At 70.7% G+C, this 22842-nt stretch carries 21 protein-coding genes; 12 read left to right on the top strand and 9 right to left on the bottom strand.

Going from position 1 to position 22842, the window contains the following annotated elements; genetic code table 11:
• The first annotated feature begins 588 nt into the window (after nucleotides 1-588).
• A complete protein-coding gene (locus ACFT9I_RS23990; protein ID WP_382567288.1) occupies nucleotides 589-1137 on the top strand; it encodes a GNAT family N-acetyltransferase in 549 nt (182 codons plus the stop codon).
• A 412-nt stretch (nucleotides 1138-1549) separates the two neighbouring features.
• A complete protein-coding gene (locus ACFT9I_RS23985) occupies nucleotides 1550-4702 on the top strand; it encodes a discoidin domain-containing protein (RefSeq protein WP_382567287.1) in 3153 nt (1050 codons plus the stop codon).
• Between the two features lie 159 nt (nucleotides 4703-4861).
• Here ACFT9I_RS23985 and ACFT9I_RS23980 read toward each other — a convergent pair whose 3' ends face one another.
• The 3 genes from ACFT9I_RS23980 to ACFT9I_RS23970 all read right to left on the bottom strand — a co-directional run bounded on the left by ACFT9I_RS23980 (nucleotide 4862) and on the right by ACFT9I_RS23970 (nucleotide 7529).
• The gene (locus ACFT9I_RS23980; protein WP_382567285.1) at nucleotides 4862-5605 is read right to left on the bottom strand and encodes a VOC family protein; all 744 of its coding nucleotides are present in this window, start codon (nucleotides 5603-5605) and stop codon (nucleotides 4862-4864) included.
• Between the two features lie 134 nt (nucleotides 5606-5739).
• Complete coding sequence (locus tag ACFT9I_RS23975; protein ID WP_382567284.1) at nucleotides 5740-6438, bottom strand: 2-phosphosulfolactate phosphatase; 699 nt, start codon at nucleotides 6436-6438, stop codon at nucleotides 5740-5742.
• Nucleotides 6439-6575: 137 nt separating this feature from the next.
• Nucleotides 6576-7529, bottom strand: coding sequence for a phosphotransferase family protein (locus ACFT9I_RS23970; protein ID WP_382567282.1), 954 nt, complete (start codon nucleotides 7527-7529; stop codon nucleotides 6576-6578).
• 755 nt (nucleotides 7530-8284) lie between these two features.
• On the opposite strand from ACFT9I_RS23970, the gene ACFT9I_RS23965 reads away from it, so the two are divergent.
• The gene (locus tag ACFT9I_RS23965; RefSeq protein ID WP_382567280.1) at nucleotides 8285-9178 is read left to right on the top strand and encodes a S1 family peptidase; all 894 of its coding nucleotides are present in this window, start codon (nucleotides 8285-8287) and stop codon (nucleotides 9176-9178) included.
• A gap of 209 nt (nucleotides 9179-9387) precedes the next feature.
• Here ACFT9I_RS23965 and ACFT9I_RS23960 read toward each other — a convergent pair whose 3' ends face one another.
• Nucleotides 9388-9777 (bottom strand): hypothetical protein, encoded by a 390-nt coding sequence (locus ACFT9I_RS23960; protein ID WP_382567279.1) that lies wholly within the window; start codon nucleotides 9775-9777, stop codon nucleotides 9388-9390.
• Nucleotides 9778-10121: 344 nt separating this feature from the next.
• Between ACFT9I_RS23960 and ACFT9I_RS23955 the strand changes: the two genes are divergently transcribed.
• The 4 genes from ACFT9I_RS23955 (at nucleotide 10122) to ACFT9I_RS23940 (ending at nucleotide 13099) form a co-directional block, all read left to right on the top strand.
• On the top strand, nucleotides 10122-10679 hold the full coding sequence (locus tag ACFT9I_RS23955; protein ID WP_382567278.1) for a TetR/AcrR family transcriptional regulator: 558 nt from the start codon (nucleotides 10122-10124) through the stop codon (nucleotides 10677-10679).
• Nucleotides 10676-11569 (top strand): aldo/keto reductase, encoded by an 894-nt coding sequence (locus ACFT9I_RS23950; protein ID WP_382567276.1) that lies wholly within the window; start codon nucleotides 10676-10678, stop codon nucleotides 11567-11569. The genes ACFT9I_RS23955 and ACFT9I_RS23950 overlap by 4 nt, the downstream gene beginning before the upstream one ends.
• A 107-nt stretch (nucleotides 11570-11676) precedes the next feature.
• On the top strand, nucleotides 11677-12696 hold the full coding sequence (locus ACFT9I_RS23945) for an NADPH:quinone reductase (RefSeq protein WP_382567274.1): 1020 nt from the start codon (nucleotides 11677-11679) through the stop codon (nucleotides 12694-12696).
• Between the two features lie 256 nt (nucleotides 12697-12952).
• The gene (locus tag ACFT9I_RS23940; RefSeq protein ID WP_382567272.1) at nucleotides 12953-13099 is read left to right on the top strand and encodes a hypothetical protein; all 147 of its coding nucleotides are present in this window, start codon (nucleotides 12953-12955) and stop codon (nucleotides 13097-13099) included.
• 76 nt (nucleotides 13100-13175) lie between these two features.
• On the opposite strand, the gene ACFT9I_RS23935 is transcribed toward ACFT9I_RS23940, so the two are convergent.
• Nucleotides 13176-14141 carry a helix-turn-helix domain-containing protein gene (locus ACFT9I_RS23935; RefSeq protein WP_382567271.1) on the bottom strand — a complete coding sequence of 322 codons (966 nt, stop codon included), beginning with the start codon at nucleotides 14139-14141 and terminating at the stop codon, nucleotides 13176-13178.
• 102 nt (nucleotides 14142-14243) lie between these two features.
• Here ACFT9I_RS23935 and ACFT9I_RS23930 point away from each other — a divergent pair, with 102 nt between their 5' ends.
• Nucleotides 14244-15290, top strand: coding sequence for a saccharopine dehydrogenase family protein (locus ACFT9I_RS23930; RefSeq protein WP_382567269.1), 1047 nt, complete (start codon nucleotides 14244-14246; stop codon nucleotides 15288-15290).
• A 39-nt stretch (nucleotides 15291-15329) separates the two neighbouring features.
• On the opposite strand, the gene ACFT9I_RS23925 is transcribed toward ACFT9I_RS23930, so the two are convergent.
• Genes ACFT9I_RS23925 through ACFT9I_RS23915 form a run of 3 tightly spaced genes read right to left on the bottom strand, consistent with a single transcriptional unit; the run spans nucleotide 15330 to nucleotide 18118 of the window.
• Nucleotides 15330-16091 (bottom strand): hypothetical protein, encoded by a 762-nt coding sequence (locus ACFT9I_RS23925; RefSeq protein ID WP_382567267.1) that lies wholly within the window; start codon nucleotides 16089-16091, stop codon nucleotides 15330-15332.
• Nucleotides 16088-17008, bottom strand: a complete 921-nt coding sequence (locus ACFT9I_RS23920) for a hypothetical protein (protein ID WP_382567265.1) — start codon at nucleotides 17006-17008, stop codon at nucleotides 16088-16090. The genes ACFT9I_RS23925 and ACFT9I_RS23920 overlap by 4 nt, the downstream gene beginning before the upstream one ends.
• 60 nt (nucleotides 17009-17068) lie before the next feature.
• Nucleotides 17069-18118, bottom strand: a complete 1050-nt coding sequence (locus tag ACFT9I_RS23915; protein ID WP_382567264.1) for an ABC transporter substrate-binding protein — start codon at nucleotides 18116-18118, stop codon at nucleotides 17069-17071.
• Between the two features lie 214 nt (nucleotides 18119-18332).
• On the opposite strand from ACFT9I_RS23915, the gene ACFT9I_RS23910 reads away from it, so the two are divergent.
• The 4 genes from ACFT9I_RS23910 to ACFT9I_RS23895 all read left to right on the top strand — a co-directional run bounded on the left by ACFT9I_RS23910 (nucleotide 18333) and on the right by ACFT9I_RS23895 (nucleotide 21560).
• Nucleotides 18333-19277: a FecCD family ABC transporter permease gene (locus ACFT9I_RS23910; protein WP_382567263.1), complete on the top strand. Its 945-nt coding sequence runs from the start codon at nucleotides 18333-18335 to the stop codon at nucleotides 19275-19277.
• Nucleotides 19274-20368, top strand: a complete 1095-nt coding sequence (locus ACFT9I_RS23905) for a FecCD family ABC transporter permease (RefSeq protein WP_382567261.1) — start codon at nucleotides 19274-19276, stop codon at nucleotides 20366-20368. The genes ACFT9I_RS23910 and ACFT9I_RS23905 overlap by 4 nt, the downstream gene beginning before the upstream one ends.
• A 140-nt stretch (nucleotides 20369-20508) precedes the next feature.
• Nucleotides 20509-21198 carry a DJ-1/PfpI family protein gene (locus ACFT9I_RS23900; protein ID WP_382567259.1) on the top strand — a complete coding sequence of 230 codons (690 nt, stop codon included), beginning with the start codon at nucleotides 20509-20511 and terminating at the stop codon, nucleotides 21196-21198.
• Nucleotides 21199-21260: 62 nt separating this feature from the next.
• Nucleotides 21261-21560, top strand: coding sequence for a hypothetical protein (locus ACFT9I_RS23895; protein ID WP_382567258.1), 300 nt, complete (start codon nucleotides 21261-21263; stop codon nucleotides 21558-21560).
• A gap of 54 nt (nucleotides 21561-21614) precedes the next feature.
• Here ACFT9I_RS23895 and manD read toward each other — a convergent pair whose 3' ends face one another.
• Nucleotides 21615-22829, bottom strand: a complete 1215-nt coding sequence (manD, locus tag ACFT9I_RS23890) for a D-mannonate dehydratase ManD (RefSeq protein WP_382567257.1) — start codon at nucleotides 22827-22829, stop codon at nucleotides 21615-21617.
• Nucleotides 22830-22842 lie beyond the last annotated feature (13 nt).

Genomic DNA, 22842 nt, shown 5'->3' with positions numbered 1-22842 from the left:
GGGGGTGTGTCTGGGTGGTTTGTTTGTTTTTGTTTGTCGCGGGGTGCGGGGGGGCGGGGCCGCGGGTTGTGGTCCCCCTCGGGGTGGGGGCCTCCCCCCCCCCACGGCCCGTGGGACGGCGGGTCTTGACGGCCCGTACGCGCGGCTACCGAACCACGCCCGTCTGGCGGGCACGGCGACCCGGGCGCGCAGTCCCGCAGCCCCGCAGTCCGGCGCCGGCCCTTCAGGCCGGGTCGTGCTCATCGACCGGACGCCCTGGGCGCGTTGACGACATGCCGTTGAAGGACATCTCCAACGGGCAGGAGATGCTCATCCGCAGGGGATCCCGCTAGCTCCAGCCCTGGTCGCGCCAGGTCGGCAGCGACCGCCATCGCCCGGATAGCGACGTCGCCGGGCACCGCGGCGCCCCGGCACCCGATGATCCTCACCACGTCCCAACGCGTCGCAGCCGCCGCCACGTTGGGATACCCGCCCTCGGAACTCAGGCCCGCGCCGGATGCGGACAACTCGTGCACCGATACGGCCACCACGCTCCCGTCGTCGTCGGCCGTCCGAGGCTCCCGATGGGCGCGCGATAGATTGCCGGCCATGACTGAACTCGGGCCCGTCGCCTGGCCACCCGCCCCGATCGGGACCGAACGGCTCGTGCTCCGTGGGTCCGAGGCCCGGGACCGCGCGGCGTTCGTCGAGTTGTTCGCATCGCCGGAGGTGGGTACCTACACCGGTGGTTCCCGACCGCGTGACGAGCTGGAGCGCGCGGTGCCTGAGGTGCCCGGGCGGCGCCCTGGTGCCTTCGTGGTCGAGCTCGACGGCGCGATGATCGGGATGGTCACGCTTGAGCGGCGCGACGCGGAGCGTCCGGGGCACGGACGTCCGGGTGCCGGGGAGGTCGAACTCGGCTACTTGTTCCTGCCGGAGGCATGGGGGCGCGGGTACGCCGCCGAGGCGTGCGCGGCGGCACTCGGCTGGTTCGCCGACGCGCTTCCCGGCGAGTCGGTGGTGCTCTCCACCCAGACCGCCAACGACCGCGCGATGCGCCTCGCGGCGAAGCTGGGGTTCACCGAGGTGAAGCGGTTCGAGGAGTACGGCGCCGAGCAGTGGTTCGGCGTGTGGTCCTCGGTCAAGCCGTCCGGTTGAGCTTGTGCTCGGCAGGGCGTATCCACGTGGTTCCTGCACATGAGCCGGTTGAACGCGTCGATGTGGATCGATCGTGTGGCCGTCCGTCTGCTTGGTACGTGCTGACAGGGCGAGCAGACTCCGCGGAGCGGCGACGGCGTGGCGGTGAGCGCGGCTTCGTACGGCTCGGGGTCGCCGGGGCCATGAGCTTCCGCAGGCGGCTCCCGGCCTCCTCGTAACAGCTCAGCACGCACAACACGACGCTCCGGCAGCGGCTGCTGCGGCTCTCGTGCCCGCCGCTGGGTGCGCAGCCAGCGGCGTGCACGAGAGCGATGTGCGCGTTCAGGGTCTTGACGGTTTCGACTTCGGATACGAAGAATGAGCGCGACGTTGACAACGTTGTCTTCGATTCCGTTCCAGGAGGCGTATCCGCGTGAACAACCACCCGGCCGAGCTGAGCAGGCGCCGATTCGCCCAACTGACGGGCCTGACCGTAGCGTTGGCGACGGCTTCGTCCCTCGGCGTGTCGTCGGCCGCGGCCGACGGCCGACCGGTCGCCGGCCGCCCCGCTGCTCCCGACGACATCGCCGACGTCTACTACCGGGTACTGCTCACCCATACCCGCTGGTCCGAGACCCAGTGGGACGCGGCCAAGGGGTACTACACCGCCAAGGACTTCGGCTTCGCCGTCGTCCTCGGCAACGCGCTGCTGCTCACCCGCGGTACGTACGACGCCGAGCGGGCCGGCGTCGACGAGAAGACACTGCTCCAGCGCACCGTCGACACCATCAAGCACTTCGCCGCCTCGAACCGCCTCACCGGTGGTACCGAATGGGGCCGCACCCTCTTCTTCGACACCACTTTCCAGCTCTACTTCGTCCTCGCGGCGCGCCTTCTCTGGGACCGGCTGGACAGCGCCACGCGCGACAACGTCGACACGATCGTGCAAGCGCAGGCCGAGTTCACCACCGGTCTCGGCACGGGTGACGACCCCGCGTCGGGAGGCTGGACACCGCACGGTCTCACCGGTGGATTCGTGGGCGACACGAAGCTGGAGGAGATGGGCGTCTACGCGCAGTCGCTGGCCCCCGGTCTTGCCTGGGCGCCCAAGAACGCGAAGTACGGGCAGTGGAAGGACGCCTTCGGTCGGTGGAGCCGTAACGAAGCCGGACTGCCGGCCGCGGACCGCGTGAATCCGGCCCTGGTCGACGGCGTTGCCGTCAGCGACAACACCGCGCAGAACCTCTACGACACCTTCATCGTCGAGAACCACGGCTCGTTCGGCCCGCACTACCAGTCCGAACTGTGGCGAACGTCCGGACGCAACGCCGCGCACTTCGTCACCGCCGGCCGGCCGATGCCCGAGGTCCTGACGTCCCAGCCGAATGCCGGACTCCTCTGGGAGACACTCCTCCTGGTCATGAGCGACTCGGGCGAGCCGCTCATGCCGATGGTCAACGACCGTGAGCACCTCTACGGACGTGACGTCATCCCCATCGCGTTCCTCGCCCAAGTGCTCGGGGACCGGGCCGCCGCCCGCGCCGAGGCCGCGCTCGCCGAGCGCCTGGACGCCTACCAGGCGTATCCGCCGGTCAACCGACTGACCAAGTTCTCCGGGGAACCCAAGTACGAGCCGGAGGCCCGCGCCGAGATCGCCATCAGCTACCTGTTGCACGAGTGGCGGGCCGCACAGGGCAAGGCCGTACGCCCCCTCACGGAGCGGGAGCTGTTCGAACGGGCCAGCGGTGTACGGGACTTCGGCAGTGAACCGGGCCTCGTCGCGCATCAGTCGCCGGCGGCCTGGGCCGCGGCTGTCAGCAAGCCCGGCTTCGTCAAGTTCGCCTGGCAGCCCGCCCACGACGACTGGCTGTTCGCCGTCAGCGGGGCCACACCCATGTTCCTTCCCGCGACCTCCGCCAAGCCTGCCGCCCGTTCCGTCACCACGTACAGCGAAGTCCGTGACGGGTTCGACGGCAGCGCCACGCTTCTCACGCTGCCCACGGGCTTCGCGGGGTTCACCACTCTTCCCTCCGGGGACGTCGTCTACGCGACGAGCGGTATCTCCGCCGGCGAAGGCCACCTCGAAGTGCGCAACTTCACCATGCCGGGCATCGCCGGTCTTGACGGCGGCCGTACCTACACCGCCGCCGAGGGAGCGACCACCGTCGCCGCCAAGGACAGCGGCACCGCGCCTCCGACGCCCGGCGGGCGTACGGACGACACCACCATCACCAAGGCTTCTTACCGACACTTGCGGATGCAGGGCATCAGCCCGGACCCGAGGTACGGCTACTCCCTCTACGCGATCGAGGTCCGCGACGGCGCCGATGGAGCGGACCTCGCCCGGGGCGCGACCGTGACCGCTTCGTCCTCCGACGCGGGCAAGGGCGCGGCCCTGGTCGTCGACGGCGACCTCGCGACGCGCTGGGCCGTCTCCGTCGCCGACCGCCCACGGGCCGACAGCTGGATCGCCGTCGACTTCGGACAGGAGCGGGAGTTCGACCGTGTCACCCTGCGCTGGGAGTCCGCCGCCGGCCGCGCGTACCGTCTCCAGGGCTCGGCCGACGGAAAGACCTGGACGGACCTGGCGCGCTACCCGGACGCCGACCTCACCAGCACCGGCGGCTGGGTCTCGGTCGACGGGCGCGCGGGCCTCGTCGTACGCGGTGCGAAGAACGCGCTCGCTGTTTACGGTGACACGCTCATCCTCTCCGACGGGCCGGCCGAGGCCGTGGTCGTGGAGGGTTACGTCAACGGTGACCCGTCCGAGGTGAAGGTGGCGGCGGGACGCGAGGCACCCGTTTCGGGGCATCCCGACGTACGCGCGAGCACCGCGGGAGGGCACCTCAGCCTGTTCAACCTGTCGGCCGCCGCGGTGACCACCACGGTGACCGTGCCGCAGGACACCCGCTCGGTGCGGTTGTACGCGGGTACGCAGACGGTCACGGCCGACGGCACCGAATACCGGGCCGATCTCCCCGCCGCCCGGGCGGAGGTGACGCCCGCTCGCTTCGTCCTGCGCCCGAGTGGGGGCGGGCGCGTTCCGGCCGGGCTGCGCGTCGAGGTCGTGGACGCGGCCACGCTCCGGTTCACCGGGCCCTCCTGCCGTCTGCTGGTCACGCCACCGGGCGGGCGTGCGACGCACGTCAGCGTGCGCCGCGGGCGTACCGAGCAGGTGGAGGTGCGTGGCACGACCGCGTACCCCCTCACCGACGTGGCGCTCGGTCGAGTCACCTTCCCGACGGCGCCGCTCCCGGCCGGGATGTCCGACCCGGCGGCGGTGGTCGACGGTGATCCGCACACATTCTGGAGTCCGGGGACCGGCGGCCGCATGGTCATCGATCTCGGGGCGCCGACGGCGATCGGTGAGCTGCGGATCGACTGGACCGGAGGCCGTGCGCCGTCGGCGGAGGCCGAGTTCAGCACGGACGGTCTGACGTACGAACCGGCCGGGACCTTCCGCACCAGGGGCCGTGGCGCGACGCTGGCCGCGAAGGGCACGGCCCGCTATGTCGCCCTGCGGATCCGGGGCCGGGGCCGTAACGACGCACGTGTGGTGTCGCTCTCCGTGCTGCCTGCCGCCTGATCCTTGCGGCGAGGTGATCCCGCCAGGCGGGCGACGACGGCCACGACACTTTGTCGTGGCCGTCGTGGCCGTCGTGGCCGTCGTGGCCGTCGTGGCCGTCGTCCGGCGAGACGGACTTCTGTTACGGCCGGAACTCACCTCGCTCGCTAAGGCTCCACGTCAGGACGACGGGGCGAGGACGCAGAACTCGTGGCCTTCCGGGTCGGTCAGGCACGTCCACGGGACGTCGCCCTGGCCGAGGTCGAAATCGGTGGCACCGAGGGCCCGCAGCCGGGCCACCTCCGCCTCTTTGTGGTCACCGGGGTACGGCAGCAGGTCGAGGTGGATGCGGTCCGGCACGGTCTTCACGCCGGGCGTGCGGAGGAATTCGAGGTACGGGCCGACGCCCTTGGCGGAGCGGAACACCGCATGATCGTCGGTCGCCTCGTGCAGGGTCCAGTCCATCGCCTCGTCCCAGAACCGGGCCATGGCATGCGGATCCTCGCAGTCGACGACCAGCGCGGCGATCGGCCCGGTGTCCATGTAGACCTCCCGAGGTTCCAGCACGCAGAACTCGTTGCCCTCCGGATCGGCGAGGACCGTCCACGGCACGTCGCCCTGGCCCACGTGGGCGGGTGTCGCACCGAGAGCCTGGAGGCGCGCGACGAGTTCCGCCTGATGGGCCGCAGAGGTGGTGGCGAGATCGAGGTGTGCGCGGTTCTTTACTGTCGTCTTGGGTTTCGGGACGGGAACGACGTCGATGCCGACGGCGACCGGGTCCGGCCAGACGAGGCCGCCGACGGGTCCGACGTAGGTGGTCACGCCGGGTTTGTACGCGCTCCAGCCGAGCGCCTCCGCCCAGAACCGGCCGACCGCCAAGTCGTCAAGAGCCTTGATGTTCACCTGAACAGGTCGCAGTGCCATGCCGGCGATCCTATGCACCCGCCCCGCGACGACATTCGCACCGTCAGTTCGCGATGGGTTCGAACCTGAACTGCGCGGCCTGGCCGGGGCCGACGAGGATGGGCGACCGGCGCGGGCATCAGTGGGTCAGCGGGTCAGCGGAGGCTGGACGGGATCTCGGGCACCGTAACGGGACGGAGCACCGTTAGGGACTCTTCCTGGCGAGCCATCATCGCGAAGGGGAACCTGTCGATTTCCAGGCAGAGATCGACATCGTCCGGGTGGTATCCGCTCCGCAGCCCACCGGCGAGGTCTGCCGCGGCACGAGAAGTCCTCGCGCGGTGGAGATACGGGGCCGCCTCGACATCGCCTCCGGTCGTACATCGAGCAATGTATTCGGCGCAGGCCAGATCCTCGTCGGCCTGGCCTCCCTCGCCGGTGACGACGAAGGTCACCGGACCGGAATCCTTGGTCCGCAGGAACCGCGCGGTCGGGCCTGCCACCACGAAGCTCGCGCACAAGACCAGCGGCGCGTTCGCGACGGCCAGCGCGCCCACGGTTCCTGCCGTCGTCTTCTGCACCAGCGTGCGACCGGCGAAGTCGCGTGACCTGAGCAAGCCGGGTGAGTTCACCGCGTCGAAGCCCGGTGCTGGAGCTCCGTCCTTCAGAGCCAGCCAACCCGGGTGGCTCTCCTTCAAGGCGAGTGCCTCGCTCTCCGTCGAGGCCAGGACGATCCTCTCGACGCCACGCGAGAAGGCCCAGGCAGCCACGGTGAAGGCGCGCATGACGTCGATGACGACTGCGACACGGGGAACGCCGGTCAGCTCCGGGATGCCGACGAAGTGATGGTCCATCGCGCCATTCTGACGTCCCCGGATCATCCGACGGGAATGATTATTTCGGGTGTCGGATGAGGAGATCGCCCCTGCCGTCCAGTTGGCCCGCGAGCAGGGCGTGGGCGTGGGCGTGGGCATGGGCAATGGCCCCTGGCTCAGCCCAGCGTGTCCATCAGGGCGGTGACGTAGGCGTCCAGCCGCTCCTCCACGGCTCGTGTCGTCAGCTCTGTCCTGCCTGCCTCCCGCCACGGCTGCGACACCAACCGCACTTCTTCCGAGAACGCCAGCCCGCTCCGCACCCGCCAGTACAGCCGCTCGCTCGCGGCCGCCGCCGGCACCCCGCCGGCCTCCTCGTACGCCTCGGCGAACCGCAGACCCCACGCCGGGCCGTGCAGCAGCGCGAGATCGGTGGAGCAGTGTGCGACGTCGAGGTCCGCCGGACCCCAGGAGGTCGATACCCAGTCGACGACGCCGGCGATCCGGGCACCCGCCGGATTGCGGGGCGGCACGTCGAACAGCACGTTGCCGGGGTGGAAGTCCCGGTGCAGGAACCGCCCTTCATAGGGCGGCGGGGGCTTGCGGATCACGTCGATCGCCGCGGCCCATGCCGCCGCGTCGGCGCCCTTCGGAGTCACGACGGTGTCGGCGGTCGTCAACGTCACGTACTTGCGGGGCCGTTCGGCGGGCCGCAACGCGTGGATCGCCACGAGCTGACGGGCCAGCAGAGGGACGCGCGTCTCCAGTCCCTCGTCGTCGAGGACCGTCCGGCCCGGAAGATGTGTCATCAGGAGCGATGGATGCTCGCAATGCGCGGCGGTCGGATCGAACGCGACCAGTCCAGGAGCCGGCACACCGGTCTCCGCGAGCAGGGTCAGGGCGTCGGCCTCCCTGTTCAGCGAGTCCTCGGCGTGCTCCACGTCGACAAAGGTCCGTAGCACCAGGTCGCGGGTGTCTCCGTCCGGCGTGCCGATCGTCAGCCGCCGCATCTCGGCGGTGATACCGCCGTGCAGCGCCTCGGTTCTGACGATCCGTTCGCCGGCATTCAGATGCCGGCCTACCCAGGCCAGGGTCAATGGTCGGACAGCCGCCGCGTCATCGTGGTTGGTCACCGCACCACCCCATCATCCGGACGAAGGCACGCACAAAAGCTTTTTGGTGTGCCGCGGAGCGGCGCCGGTTCTCCGGCCGGTGCCGAGCGACTCGGCGTTCGCGCCCCGACGCGCAGCCGACCTCAAGTCCCTCCCGGGTCTGCGCTGCACACCCCATTGGCCGTCGGCAAGAGCGCGCCTCCGGACGTATTCAGGCCTAAGAGCGATGGCGCTTTGGGGGTGGAGGTAAAGATTCGGCCATCTCGAATACGCAGGCAATTCATTTGAACGGCAGGCAAATGCCCCAGTCGCGGAAGCCGTACCGCCTGACGCAGACGCCCCAGCAGGCGCGGAACACACCAACCGCATCAGACGACCGGCCGAGCGGCGAACCGTGTGTGTTCGCGATGCGACCCGTTGCAATCAAATGCAAAGAGACTGCAAACAGGCTCAAATCCGCCACCCCCAAAGGGAGTTTCCGAAACGGACCGCACAAGTCCGGCAGCCCGCAAGCACTTTGCAGCACAGCCCCGACGCGCTCCTCGGAGCGCGGGCGTGCGCCCCGGCTCGGGTCCCCGCTCGGGTCATCCGCGCGCAGAGCGATTCTCCGCCCGTGGTCCGGAAGTCGGCCTTGTCTCAGGAGCCGTAGCCGTCAACTATTCGATCCGCGCAGCTTGACAGGTCCACGCCCAGTGACCGCTGGTCGGAGGCCTGCGCACACCGACGGCCCGCTCCACCCGACGGGCTGTCCATCCCCCATGACTCCGGAGGATCTCGTGACCTTCAAGCGCTTCTCCCCCCTCAACGGCCCGTCCAGACGGGCGCGGCTCCTCGCCGTGGCGTCCGGTCTGGTGACCGCCGTCGCGCTCGCGGCCCCCTCGGCCATCGCCGCCCCGGCCCCCGAGGTCAAGGCGACCGCCTCGCAGCTCGCCGACGCCAGCTCCGCCGTGCTCGACGCGGACGTGGCCGGCACCGCCTGGTACACCGACGCGAGCACCGGCAAGATCGTTGTGACCATCGACAGCACCGTGTCGAAGGCCGAACTGGCCGAGGTCAAGGACGCGCTGTCGGACTCCAAGGCCGACCTGAGCGTCAACCGCACCAACGGGAAGTTCAGCCCGCTCATCGCCGGTGGCGAGGCCATCACCACCAGCGGCAGCCGCTGTTCGCTCGGCTTCAACGTGTCGGTCGGCGGCGTGGCCCACGCGCTGACGGCCGGTCACTGCACCAACATCGGCAGCAGCTGGTCCATCGGCACGCGCACCGGTACCAGCTTCCCGACCAACGACTACGGCATCATCCGCCACTCCAACCCGTCGGCGGCGGATGGCCGGGTCTACCTGTACAACGGCACGTACCGGGACATCACGTCGGCGGGCAACGCGTTCGTCGGCCAGTCCGTGCAGCGCAGCGGCAGCACCACCGGCCTGCGCGGCGGTTCGGTCACGGGCCTCAACGCCACGGTCAACTACGGTGCCAGCGGCATCGTGTACGGCATGATCCAGACCAACGTCTGCGCCGAGCCCGGCGACAGCGGCGGCTCGCTCTTCTCCGGCAACACCGCGCTGGGCCTCACCTCCGGCGGCAGTGGCAACTGCTCCTCCGGCGGCACCACGTTTTACCAGCCCGTCACGGAGGCCCTGAGCGTCTACGGCGCCACGATCCTCTAGCCCCACACCGGCGCTCGGGGGTGACGGCCGGCTGAGCCCCCGGAGATCCGTGCACTGACGCACCACCGGCGGACCGCGCTCTCAGCGCGGTCCGCCGTCGTCGTACCCGGCCTCGGGCGGCGTGGCTGACCAACTGCGTGCGTTCCCGAAGCGGGTTCCTTGGCGCACTCCGGCGTGGGAGCCGTGCACGTGAGGACGGTCCACCGCGTTCACTTCAAGGCCGCGAGTACGTGATCCAACTCATTCGGCATCACGGCAACAAGAAGGGCCCCCTCGGGAGAGGTGCACTCAACGACCCTGGAACCGCCGTTGATCTTCATCGCTTCGCGCAGCGACGGTGAACGCACGCCGACCCGCCGCAACTCATCCGGAAGTGAAACCGCCGCACCGGCCTTGGTCCGGGCCTCCCAGACCATTCCGGAGGGGTCTATCAACAGCCGCCCACGGAGCCACCGCCCTTCAAGCGAGGGATGCCGGAGCAGGCAGGGAACCTTGATCACGTCTCCCTGAGTGGCACGGGCCGCACGCCGCCTCACCTTGCGGCGGAGCAGCCACGCCGTCAGCCCTCCCACTGCCAGGGCAACCACTAGTTCGATCACTGGAGCATTCAAGCAGCGCTGAACCTGAGTGCCCAGCCCGTCGAATGCCGCGGGCCCGTACTCGCGCCGGTGGGCAGGATGCGCAAGTGCGGCCTGTCTGAGTCGGCGCCGATGGGCAGGCAAGGGGCAGAGCGGAGCGCCGCCCCGGAACGGGTTCCGGAGAGTTCGACGGCCGAGCCGACGCGCACCGGTCGGCTGCCGTCCGTCTGACGCACCCATCGCGAGCAGGCCCGGTCGTCACGACCGGGCCTGCTCATAGCGAGACGCACCCACCGCAAACAGAACAGCGATTCTGCTAATGTCCCTTCGTAAGAAGAACGCCGATTCCTTTTGTGGGAGGTGTGGTGCCGCGGCTCACCGACGCACGCAAGAGACTCCGGCGTACCCAGATCGCCGAGGCCGCCGTACGCTGCTTCAGCCGCAACGGTCTGGAGCGGACCTCGATCGCCGACATCACCACCGAGTCCGGCCTCTCGACCGGCTCGATCTACGCGCACTACCGCAACAAGGCCGACCTGGTCCAAGCCGCCGCCCGCGAGGTGCTCGCCAAGCGCGCCGACGTCCTCGGCGAGTACGCCGCGAGCGACGCCCCACCCGGCCCCGACGAACTGCTCTCCCGCCTGATTGCCGCGATCGACCCCGCCGAGGCCCGGGTCGGCGTACAGACCTGGGGCGAGGCGACCACCGACCCGACCATCCGCGACATCGTCGTCGACATGACCGACCGGATGCGCGTGATGCTGTACGACTGCGTCACGGCCTGGCTCGTCAAGGTCGAGCACCACGAGCCGTCCCGAGCCCGGGAGCGCGCCACCCCGATCGCCCACCGGATCATGGCGCTCTACCAGGCCGAACTGCTGTACACCGCCTTGCGCACACTACCCGGGGAGACCGTGTCATGACCGCCGCGACCGCTTCGTTCGCCGCCCGCACCGTTTTCCGGATCGGCTACGGCGCACTGCAGATCGAGCGCCTGCACGACCGCCGCAGCGAGGCCGTGGCGCTGCTGCGCCGCGCGGTCGAACTCGGCGTCGACCACGTGGACACCGCCGAGTTCTACGGCTTCGGTTACGCCAACGACGTGATCCGTGAGGCACTGCGCCCCGAGGACGACGTCCTGGTCGTCACGAAGGTCGGCGCCGACCCCAACCCTGGCGGGCCCCTGCCGCTGCGCCTGGCACAGCGGCCCGAGCAGCTGCGCGCCAGCGTCGAGGACAACCTGCGCAGCCTCGGCGTCGACCGGCTCGCGGTCGTCAACCTGCGCCGCCTGGACACCGGCCCCGGCCTGCGTCCCGAGGGCGACCAGGTCGTCGATCTCGACGACCAGCTCGCGGTGATGACCGCCTTGCGCGACGAGGGCAAGATCGGCGCGATCGGCCTGAGCAGCGTCACCCTCGACGGCCTGCGCCGTGCCCTGCCCGCCGGTGTCGTCTGCGTGCAGAACGCCTACAGTCTCGTCTCCCGCGACGACGAGGACATGCTGCAGTTGTGCGCGGCCGAGGGCATCGCCTGGGTGCCGTTCTTCCCGCTCGGCGGGGCCTTCCCCGGCTTGCCCAAAGCGACCGACGAGCCGGCTGTGCACGCCGTGGCCGAGTCCCTGGGCGTCACGCCCTCCCAGGTCGCCCTCGCCTGGCTGCTGCACCACGCCCCGAACGTGCTGCTCATCCCCGGCACCGCCAACGCCGCCCACCTGGAGGCCAACATCGCGGTCAGCGGGATCACCCTCGACACCGCGACCGCCGCCACCCTCGATGGCATCGAGTCCCGCTCCAACGAAGTCCCCATCGGCTGAGCGGAATCAGAGCGGCCCGGGTCGTGACCACACCCCACGCCGGACAGCCTGACGAATCGCCGCGCCATGCCGGGAAACCGCGCTGTACCAAGCTCCAAGGACGAATCATGAAGGCCATCATTTACCGCGACAACGGCGCCCCCGACGTTCTCCGGTTCGTCGACCGTGACCTGCCCGCGCCCGGCCCCGGCGAGGTTCGCGTCCGGGTCGCCGTGTCCGGGGTCAACCCGACCGACTGGCAGGCACGCTCCGGCGCCGGCCACCCCAAGCACTTCTTCGAGGTCACTCCGCACCTCGACGGCGCCGGCACGATCGACGCCGTGGGTGAGGGTGTCGACCAGAGCCGGGTCGGTCAGCGGGTCTGGCTGTTCATGGCCGCCGCCGGGCGACCCACCGGCACCGCCGCCGAGTTCACCGTCGTGCCCGCCGAACAGGCCGTGCCGCTGCCCGACGAGGCCGGCTTCGACGTCGGCGCCGCACTCGGAGTTCCCGCGCTGACCGCGCACCGCGCGCTCACCGTCGCCGAGGACGGGCCGCGTCGGCTGCGGCCCGGGGCACTCGACGGGAAGGTGGTGCTCGCCGCGGGCGGGGCCGGGGCGGTGGGGCACGCGGTGATCCAGCTTGCCCGATGGGCCGGCGCCACCGTGATCAGCACGATCAGCAGCCCGGAGAAAGCCCGGCTGGCCACCGCCGCCGGAGCCCACCACGTGATCAACTATCGCGAGGGCGACCCGGCCGCCGGGATCCGCGAGATCGCCCCGGACGGCGTCGACATCGTCGCCGAGGTGGCGCTGGGCACGAACCTCGCACTGGACCTGGCCGTGCTGCGGACCTGCGGCACGATCTCGACCTATGCCAACGACGGTGGCAAGCCGGTCGAACTGAACGTGCCGCAGAACATGGTGCTGAACACACGCTTCCAGTTCCTGGTGCTCTTCACGGCCGGTCCGGAGGCACGCGCCTTGGCCGCCCAGGACGTCGCCGCCGCGGTAGGCGACGGCGCGCTGCCGGTCGGCGAGGAGCACGGCCTGCCGCTGATCCGCTTCCCCCTCGACCGCACCGCCGACGCGCACCGCGCGGTCGAGAGCCGCGCGGTCGGCAAGGTCCTGGTGGACATCACCTCCTGACGCCAAGTCGGCCACCGCGCGCACGCCGCGGCCGCCCCGAGGCACCCGGCCTGGGCGGTCGCGGGCGGCGTCACCCCGTCCTCCGGACCGCACCCGCGTCCGACGCGGACGACATCGAACGCCACCCGTGTCCGCGCCGCGGCGCCGATCCCGGATCGCCGTACCGCTCGCGCGGCGGTATGGCCGCCGGCGCCTACCACACCGGCCGCTTCACCAAGGTGCCTGGACCGGCAGACGTAAGGGCCAGAACCCCTCAGTGGCCGGCATCTACCGAGCACTCGCCGAACACGCCAAGCGCGAGGCATACCCCGAAGCCGTCGAACAGGCCCACGCCGACTTCGCCGTCCTCCAGGCCGGCGAAGTCCCGGGGCCTCGTGCGGCAACGAAGGAGGTCGCTCACTGACGCTGTGCCGCGTCAGCGGCTACCGCTGATTCCCGTTCCGATACTCCGAGGGCCGGTTCACGGTCCGTCGGCCGGTTCACGGCCCGTCGTTCGCGGCGGGATGGATCTGGGCGCGGAAGGTACGGCGGTACATGTCCGGGGGCACGCCGACGGTGCGGTTGAAGTGTCGGCGCAGTGTCGTCGCCGTTCCCATGCCGGTGGCCGCCGCGATGGCGTCGACCGTGCCGTCGGTGGTCTCCAGCAACTCCTGGGCGTGGCGGATTCGTTGGGTCAGCAGCCATTGCAGCGGGGTGGTACCGGCCACCGACCTGAAGTGGCGGCCCAGGTTGCGTGAACTCATCCGCGCCTGGCGGGCCAGGTCTTCCACCGTCAGTGGATGGTCGAGGCGTTCGAGCACCCAGGGGAACAGCGCCGCGAGCGGGTGGTCGGCCCGGTCGGGTACCGGGGTGGTGACGAACTGGGCCTGGCCGCCCGCCCGGTGTGGTGGCACAACCAGTCGGCGGGCGGCGGTGTTGGCGATCGACGAGCCGTGGTCGAGGCGTACGAGGTGCAGGCACAGGTCCATCGCGGCGGCCTTGCCGGCGGAGGTGAGCACGCTGCCGTTGTCCACGTAGAGCACGTCCGGGTCGACCGTCACCCGGGGGTAACGGGCGCTCAGGGCCTCGGTGTGCGCCCAGTGCGTGGTCGCGCGCTTTCCGTCCAGCAGGCCGGCGGCGGCCAGCACGAACGCGCCCGTGCACAGGGAGGCCACGCGCGCCCCCGCCTCGTGCGCCGCGCGCACCGCGTCGACCAGGTCGGCCGGTGGGTCCCCGTCCACGTCGTCCCAGCCGGGGACGATGACGGTGTCCGCGTACCGGAGCCGGTCGAGGCCGTGGTCGGGCTCCAGCAGGAACCGGCCGAACCGCACGGCGGCCGGCCCGCAGACGTCGAGGCGGTACCAGGGGGCGGCCACGCCGTCCGGGGCGGTGCCGAAGACCTCGTACGCGACGGACAGTTCGTAGTGCAGCATCCCGTCGGTGACGGCCAGCGCGACAGTGTTCACGTCCGGAATTGTACGGGGCGTGGCGTTCCGGACACTCGTGTACGAGGCCCCGCCATCGACAAGCTGTCCTCAGCGGATCTTTCGATCACAGGAGGAGAACCCATGGAATCGGGACACACGGTCGCGGTGTACGGCGCGTACGGACACACCGGGCGCTTTGTCGTGGCGCAGTTGCGGGAACGCGGGTTCATTCCGGTTCTCTCCGGCCGTGACCCCGGCAAGTTGAAGGAACTGGCGGAGGAGTCGGCGGCGGCGGACCGTCCCGGACTCGACGTCAGGCCGGCGTCCGTCGACGATCCGGCCTCGCTCGACCGCGCACTGGCCGGCGCGGCGGCCGTGATCAACTGTGCCGGGCCCTTCGCCACGACCGCGGCCCCCGTGATCGAGGCGGCCCTGCGCGCGAGGATCCCGTACGTGGATGTGGCGGCCGAGGTCGAGGCCAACGTGGACACGTTCGCGCACTTCACGGACCGCGCCCGCGCCACCGGAGCGGTGATCGTCCCCGCGATGGCCTTCTTCGGCGGCCTCGGCGATCTGCTGGTCACGGCCGCGATGGGCGACTGGACCGCCGCCGACGAGGCGCACATCGCGTACGGGCTGAGCAGTTGGCACCCCACGGCCGGAACGCGCGTCGCGGGCCAGGTCTCCCGGACGCGGCGGAACGGCGAACGCGTCCGCTACGCCAACGGGCGGCTGGAGTATCGCGACGACGCCCCGCCCACCCTGGACTGGCACTTTCCCGACCCTCTGGGCACCCGGGCCGTCATCGGAGAGTTCACGATGGCCGACGTCGTCACCGTACCCAGCCATCTGTCAGTCCCCGAGGTCCGTACCTACATGACGATCGAGGCGGCCAGGGATCTGTCGGCCCCGGACACACCGGCGCCGACCGCGGTCGACGAGCGTGGGCGGTCCGCGCAGACGTTCCTCGTCGATGTCGTCGTGCGCTCCGGCGGCACCGAACGGCGTGCCGTGGCGAGAGGCCGGGACATCTACGCCGTCACCGCGCCGCTCGCGGTGGAGGCGGTTCGCCGCATCCTCACGGGACGGACCAGGACGGTCGGTGTCTCCTCGGCCGGCGGGATCTTCGACGCGGCCGACTTCCTCCGCGCGCTGTCCGCGCACGTCTCCCTCGAACTGCGGCAGTAGGCAGGAGGGGTCGGAGCGTCCAGGGGCTGTCTGGGGGCCCTACACGGCCAGCAGGTCTTCCAGCCTGTCGCGGACACCGTCCCTGCCGCCCGCCGGGATCGGCACCAGCCTGTCGCGGTCCTCCGGGTCCCGGGAAAGGAGGTGGAGCCGGCCGTCGTTACGGGCCAGGATCAGGTCGGTACTGGTGCCCGCGGTCTCGGCCGAGCCCTGCGCGGTGTACTCGGTGACGGTCACCAGCGCCGACCGCTCCGACCCGGTGAGCACGGCGTCGGCGTCCATCGACGGATCGATGTCCGTCGACGAACCCCGGGGCAGCCAGTCGGTGAGCGCCCGGAGCCCCTCGTCGAGCTTGTACAGGCCGATCTGGTGGACACCGAGCGCGTCGATGCGGACCATCAGGCAGATCCGCTCGGGCTGGGGGAGCAGCAGGATCCGCCACGGCTCGCCCGGTTCCGTTCCGGTCGTACGGGCGTCCAGCACCTTCCTGGCCCGCTGCTGGAACGCCACGGCGATGCCGAGGTCTCCCCGTACTTCGACCTCGTCGCTCGACGAGCCCGCCAGGAGGAGTTGGCGTGCGGCCAACGAGCGGACGGCCTCGGCGAGTTCGTCGTCCGACGGCCGGGCCTCCAGGAAGTCCACGATCGCGTCCACGGCGGTGAGTTCGGCGATGGTGTACGCGCCGAGCAGCACCGGCCCGGTGTCCACCAGATGCACCACGGCCGAGACCAGCCCCTCGGGGACGGACGCCTCGCCCGGCCCCGGCGATGACGCCGAAGAAGTACTGCGCTGATCGTCGCTCATGACGGATCTCCTGTCGCCCATCCGCCCACGGCGGGCGCCGAGCGGCTCTCACGGAGAACCGCGGCGGCGGTACGGGACGGGGTCTGCGTCACCCATACGTCGGAGTTGCCGAACAGGCCCCGGCCGGCCCTGCCGGACAGCGCCTGGCCCAGCTCGCCGGCCAGATCCGGCCGGTCCGGCGGCGGGAACCGGGCCGCGAGTTCCTGGGACACGGCCGTGACGTCGTCGTTCGCCTCGATCCGGCGCAGCGCCTGCGTCAGGGACCGCGCGATCGGCGGCGACAGGGACGTGGGCATCGCCAGGACCGGCGCGAGATACAGCGGGCGCCGCTCGGTCATCCGCGACAGACCCCAGGGCCCGACATTACTGTCGGTGAACCTGTACACCACGTAATCCATCAGGTGCCGCAGGTCGCTCGGCCGGGGCAGCTTGGACCCGCCGAACGCGGCCGGGGTCTTCTCCAACTGCACCCAGGTGCCCTGCGCCGTGCGGCCGTGCAGCTTCTCCCGTACGACACGTCCGCGCATCCCGATGTCGGGGTAGAGCTTCTTGTCGATGTCGCGGTGGTGGCTGGACAGGCGTGGATGACTGCCCTTCGCGGATCGCCATTTCTCGTACAGCCGTGGATCGTCCACCAGCACATGGCCGCCGCGCAGCACGTCCCGCAACTGCGGCACCTGCAGCCCGTGCGCCTCCAGATCGGCAAGGATCTCCGCTTCCTCCGGGCTGAGGTGTTCGGCGGCCTTGACCAGGCCTTTCCGGTACGACCCGGCCCGCGCGGTGATCTCGATCATGAGCCGCACCCTGGTGCGTACCGCTTCGGCCCGCTCGGCCCGCTGTGCGTCGACGCCATCGGCGGCCGCCCTGCCGGGCTGCACGGCGCGTGTGACGAAGGCTCGCGTGTGCTTGCGCTCCATCTGGCCAGTACAGCACGGCAGGCACACACCCGCAGGGCCTGGCGATGCCTGCCGGGCAGCTCAGGGCCGCAGGCGCTTGTCGAGTTCCGCGAGGACGCCGCGTGCCGCGGTGGGGCCGGTGTTGAGGTAGAAGACGTCGTCGTCGACGGAGACGGCCTTCTTGGAGGCGACGGCGGACAGTGTCGGCCAGAGCGGCGCCCGGGTGAGGGCGGTCGTCTCGCCGTCGCCGCCCTGTACTCCGTAGAAGAGCCAGTCGGCGTCGGCCCGGTCCAGTTGCTCGTTGCTGATGTCCTCGGAGGTCTCGTCGAACCGCTGGCTCTCGGGGCGGCCGAACCCCGCGTCCTCGGCGATGCTCCCGGTGAAGGAGGGCACTCCGAAGACCCGCAGGCGGTCACCGTTCAGCCGCAGGAAGGACACGCTGACCGGCTTCTCCACGGCCTTGTCCAGTTCTTCGGCGTCCTTGTGGAAGGCGTCGAGGAACTTCTGTGCCTGCTCCGTCCTGCCGATGCTGTCCGCCACCAGCAGGAAGTCCTGCTTCCAGTAGAGGCCGGTGCCCTGGGTGGCCACCGTCGGCGCCAGCTCGCTCAGCGCCTTGTAGAGGCTGCCGCCGTCCTTTCCGGCGGTGTTCATCAGGATCAGGTCGGGCTTGATGTTCGCGATCGCCTCCAGGCTCGGGTCGGTCCGGGAGCCCACGTCCGCGACGTCGGCGAGGGCGGCCGACCGCTGAGGGAAGCCCGCCGAGAGGTACGGAGGTATCAGCCCCGCGTCCTCGCCCCGAGTCGATCCTGCCGGTACGACCCCGAGAGTGAGCAGCGCGTCCGCCTGCCCGGTGGAGATGACGACCACCTTCTCGGGGGCGGAGCTGATCGTGGTCCTGCCCTGGAAGTGCGCGACGGTACGGGGGAATTGACCGTCGTCCAGGCCGCTGCCCATACCGGCGGGCACGGACCTGGGGGCGGTGTGAGTGGTGGCTCCGGGCTGCGGGGCTGGGCCGCTGTCGGAGGAGGCGGTGGAGGTGGAATCCGCCGAACAGCCCGCGAGCAGCAGGGCACTTGCCACGAGGGGGCCGGCGATGGGACGGGTGAGGGGAAAGTCACGGAAGCGGTACACGGTGGATTAGCTTAGGCTCACCTAAGTGTCATTGAGTAAGGATCACCACCGTGCCGTCGCTCACATCCCTCCCGAGCCGACTCCTGAGCCGGGTCCCGAGCCGAGTCCTGGGCCGACTCCCGAGCCGGCTCCGGGGGCGGAGCGCGGGCCGGGCTCGCCGCGCCTCGCGCCACGCCGCCTCCTGGTCCTGACGGGCTGTCTTGTCCTCGTGGTCGTGCTGGTTCTCGTCAGTCTCGCCGTGGGCGCCCGCACCGTCCCGCTGGGCACGGTGTGGCGCGTACTGCTGCACGACGACGGCAGCCCGGAAGCCCTCATCGTCTGGCGGCTACGGGTGCCGCGCACCGCTCTCGCCGTCCTCGTGGGCGCCGCGTTGGCCCTCGCCGGGACCGTGATGCAGGCGATCACCCGCAATCCCCTCGCGGAGCCCGGCCTTGTCGGCGTCAACGCCGGCGCCTCGCTCGCCGTCGTGATCGCCGTCGCCGCGTTCCACGTCACCGAGGTGTCCGGCTACATCTGGTTCGCACTCGTCGGCGCGATTCTGGCCGCGTCACTCGTCCACACACTCGCGGCCGGTTCCGCCAGGAGTCAGCAGCACACCCGTCTCGTACTCGCCGGTGCCGCCCTGTCGGCCAGCCTCGGCGCCTGTACCGGCATCCTGACCATGTTCAACTCGACCACCTTCGACTCCTACCGGTTCTGGGTCGTCGGCTCGCTCCAGAACCGGGGGACCGACGCGCTCGTCGCCGTCGCTCCGTTCGTCGCCACCGGAACGGTCGTCGCTCTCCTCCTCGGTCCCGCCCTCAACGCCCTCGCGCTCGGCGACGAGACCGGCCGTGCGCTGGGCCTGCGTGTGAGCTGGGTACGGGCCGCCGGCTTCTGCGCCGTCATGCTGCTCTGCGGCGCCGCGACCGCCGCCGCGGGCCCCATCGCGTTCGTCGGCCTGGCGGTGCCGCACGCGCTGCGACTGCTGCTCGGCCCCGACCACCGATGGCTGCTCGCCTACGCGCTCCCCGGAGGCGCGATCCTGCTGCTCCTGAGCGACATCGTCGGACGAGTCGTCGCGCCGCCGGGCGAGTTGGAGGTCGGTATCGTCACGGCGTTCATCGGCGCACCGGTACTGCTGTGGTTCATCGTCCGCCGACGGAGGACGGCCCTGTGAGCGAGCGGCACCGGAACAACACCCGTACCGCGAGCGGCGGTCGGCCGGGGCGACTCCGGGCCCGGCGGCTGCCCGGAGACATCACGCTGCGGTACTCCGCACGCACGGTGACCGTCACCGTCGTCCTGCTGCTCGCCTGCTTCGGAACGGCCGTTCTCGGACTGTTCACCGGCACGTACCGCATCGGCGGCGGTCAGGTGCTCAACGCGCTGACCGGGGGAGGTTCCGGCGCGGACCGGTTCATCGTGGTGGACCAGCGGCTGCCCCGTATCTGCGCGGCGCTGCTCGTCGGCGCGTGCCTGGGACTCTCCGGGGCCCTCTTCCAGAGCCTGGCCCGTAACCCGCTGGCCAGCCCGGACGTCATCGGGTTCACCACCGGGTCCACCAGCGGCGCCCTGACCGTCATCCTCGCGGGCGGTGGCGGTACCGGCGTGGGTGTCGGCACGGGGGCGGTCCTGGGCGGCCTGGTGACCGCCGTCGTCGTGTACGCGCTCACCTCCCCACGCGGTGTCTCGGGCAACAGACTCGTCCTCGCCGGTATCGCCGTCGGCGCGATGCTCGCCTCGTTCAACGCCTTCCTCATCACGCGGGCCGATCTCGAATCCGCGGAGAGCGCGAAGGCGTGGACGTACGGAAGTCTCAACGCCATCACGTGGACCCAGGTCGTTCCGCTGCTGGTCGCGCTGCCCGTGCCGGCCGCGGCGGCCCTCGCGGCGGGCAGGCCCCTGAGAATGATGGAGATGGGCGACGACACCGCCGGCGCACTCGGCGTGAACGTCCAACGGGTGCGCGCGACAAGCCTCCTGCTCGGCGTCGCCCTGGCCGCCGCGGCGACCGCCGTGGCCGGCCCGATAGGGTTCCTCGCCCTCGCCGCACCCCAACTGGCCCGTCGCGTCACACGCGGCACCGGCGTCACACCGGGTTCGGCCATGCTCGTCGGGGCGCTGATCCTCGCCGTCGCCGACGCGACGGCGCAGCGCGTGCTGTCGCCCTTCCAGATTCCGGTCGGGCTGGTCACCGGAGCCCTCGGCGGTCTCTATCTGCTCGGACTGCTCTGGCAGGAGAAGAGGGGCGACGCGCGACGTGCGTGATTCTTCGGTACGGCGGGTCGCCTCCTCCGACCCCTGGCGATATCCCGTTGAAAGCTGTCATTCATGCCACTGGGAGAACACGGCGCCGGCCGGTTGACTTCGGAACGTGCGACAGAGATCGACACTCCGGAGGAACATTCATGCACACCCAGATCGTCCTCTTCGACGGCTTCGACCCGCTCGATGTCATCGCCCCCTACGAGGTGCTGTACGCCGGCGGCGTCGCCTCCGAGGGCGCGGTGAGCGTGGAGTTGGTGTCCGCGGAGGGTCCCCGCGAGGTGATCAGTGGCACCGGAGGGCTGGCGTTGCGCGCCACCGCCGCTCTCGATCCGAGGCGTGCGGACCTGATCCTGGTCCCCGGCGCCTCCGGTCGCGTCGGTGAGCCCGGTGAGGTTCCCGACGACGACCTGGGGGCCGGTGGGTGGAAGCAGGACGAGTTCATTCCCGTACTGCTGGGCCGCACGCTGAGCACCGAACTGCCCGCGCTGCTGAAGCAGGCGATGGAGGACCCGGGGACGACGGTCGCCACCGTCTGCGGCGGCTCGCTCGTCCTGGCCATGTCCGGCCTGCTGGAGGGGCGTTACGCCACCACCCACCACATGGGGCTGGACATGCTGGACGCCACCGGCGTCCACATGGTCCGGGCCCGCGTCGTCGACGACGGCGACCTGGTCACCGGCGCCGGTGTCACCTCCGGGCTCGACCTGGGGCTGTACCTGCTGGAGCGCGAGGTGGGCCCCCGCATCGCGCACGCCGTCGAGGAACTGTTCGCCCACGAACGACGCGGCACCGTCTGGCGTGCGCAGGGCCCGGTGCCCGCCACCCTCTGACCGCCGGCCCCACGATCTTCGTCGACCATCCCCGAAATCCCTCTGGCAGGAAGAACATCGGCATGACCGCAGAAGGCGTCTGGAACCTGTCCATCTCCACCCCCGTCGGAGTGATCAAGGCCGTGACCGAACTCCGGCGGCAGGGCGGTGTCCTGACTGGGACCGCCCGCGCGGCCGGCGACGAGGTGCCGCTGGACGATGTCGTCCTCGACGGCGACCGGGTCACCTGGAAGCAGGCCGTCACCAAGCCCTTGCGGCTGAACCTGGCCTTCGACGTGACGGTCTACGGCGACATGCTGAAGGGCACCGCCAAGGCCGGCCGGCTGCCGGCCTCGAAGGTCACCGGCGAGCGTCGTTCGTAGCGCCCCCACCGCCCCCACCGCCCCGGAGTGGCGGTCGTGAGCCGCCGGGGCGGCTCACCAGTCGTGGACGGTCCCGTCGTGGAGCCGGTTGACCGGCAGATACGCAGGGTCGTACGGGTGGGCCGCGGCCAGCTCCTCGTCCAGCTCCACACCGATGCCGGGCGCCTCGCCCGGATGCAGGTACCCGTCCGTGAAGGAGTACGAGTGGCGGAAGACCTCCTCGGTGAGAGGCGTGTGGCCCGAGTACTCCTGGATGCCGAAGTTGTGCACGGCGAGGTCGAGATGGACGGCGGCGGCCATCCCGACCGGGGAGATGTCCTCCGGCCCGTGCACGGCGCTCTTGATCTGGTACTGGGCGGCGAAGTCGAACAGCTTGCGCAGCGGGGTGACGCCGCCGAAGTGGGTGACCGCCGACCGTACGTAGTCGATCAACTGCTCGGTGATCAGGGCCTGGTAGTCGTACACCGTGTTGAACACCTCGCCGATGGCCAGCGGTGTCGTGGTGTTACGGCGTACCAGGCGCAGGGCCTCCTGGTTCTCGGCGGGCGTGCAGTCCTCCAGCCAGAACGGCCGGTAGGGCTCCAGGTCCTTGCCGAGCCGGGCGGCCTGGATCGGGGTGAGCCGGTGGTGGGCGTCGTGGAGCAGCGGCAGTTCGGGGCCGAACTCGGCGCGTACCGCGTCGAAGACGGCCGGGATGTGGCGCAGATACGCCGCGGTGTCCCAGTCCTCCACCAGCGGGCGGGCCTGCTGGTGGAGGATCCGCGCACCGGCGTTGTCGGTGTCGGACACCCCGTACACGGCCTTGAGACCGGGGATGCCGGACTGGATGCGGACGGCGGGGTATCCCTCGGCCAGCCTGGCCCGTACGGAGTCGAGGAGTTCGGGTATGTCCCGGCCGTTGGCGTGGCCGTAGGTGCCGACGCGTTCCCGGCTGGCGCCACCCAGCAACTGGTAGAGGGGGAGCCCCGCGGCCTTCGCCTTGATGTCCCACAGTGCTACGTCGACGGCGGCGATGGCGGCCATCGTCACCGGCCCGCGCCGCCAGTACGCCCCCCGGTACAGCGACTGCCAGGTGTCCTCGATGCGGTGCGGGTCGAGACCGACGAGCAGCGGTGCCACATGGTCGCGGAGGTAGCTGACGACGGCGAGTTCCCTGCCGTTCAGGGTGGCGTCGCCGAGGCCGGTCAGGCCCTCGTCGGTCGTCAGCTTCAGGGTGACGAAGTTGCGGCCGGGACTGGTGACGACGACCTTCGCGTCGACGATCTTCATGCGTGTGTTCTCT

The organism is Streptomyces sp. NPDC057137, from assembly GCF_042670825.1.
Classification (GTDB): domain Bacteria; phylum Actinomycetota; class Actinomycetes; order Streptomycetales; family Streptomycetaceae; genus Streptomyces.
This window is presented reverse-complemented; position numbering and strand designations above follow the sequence as displayed.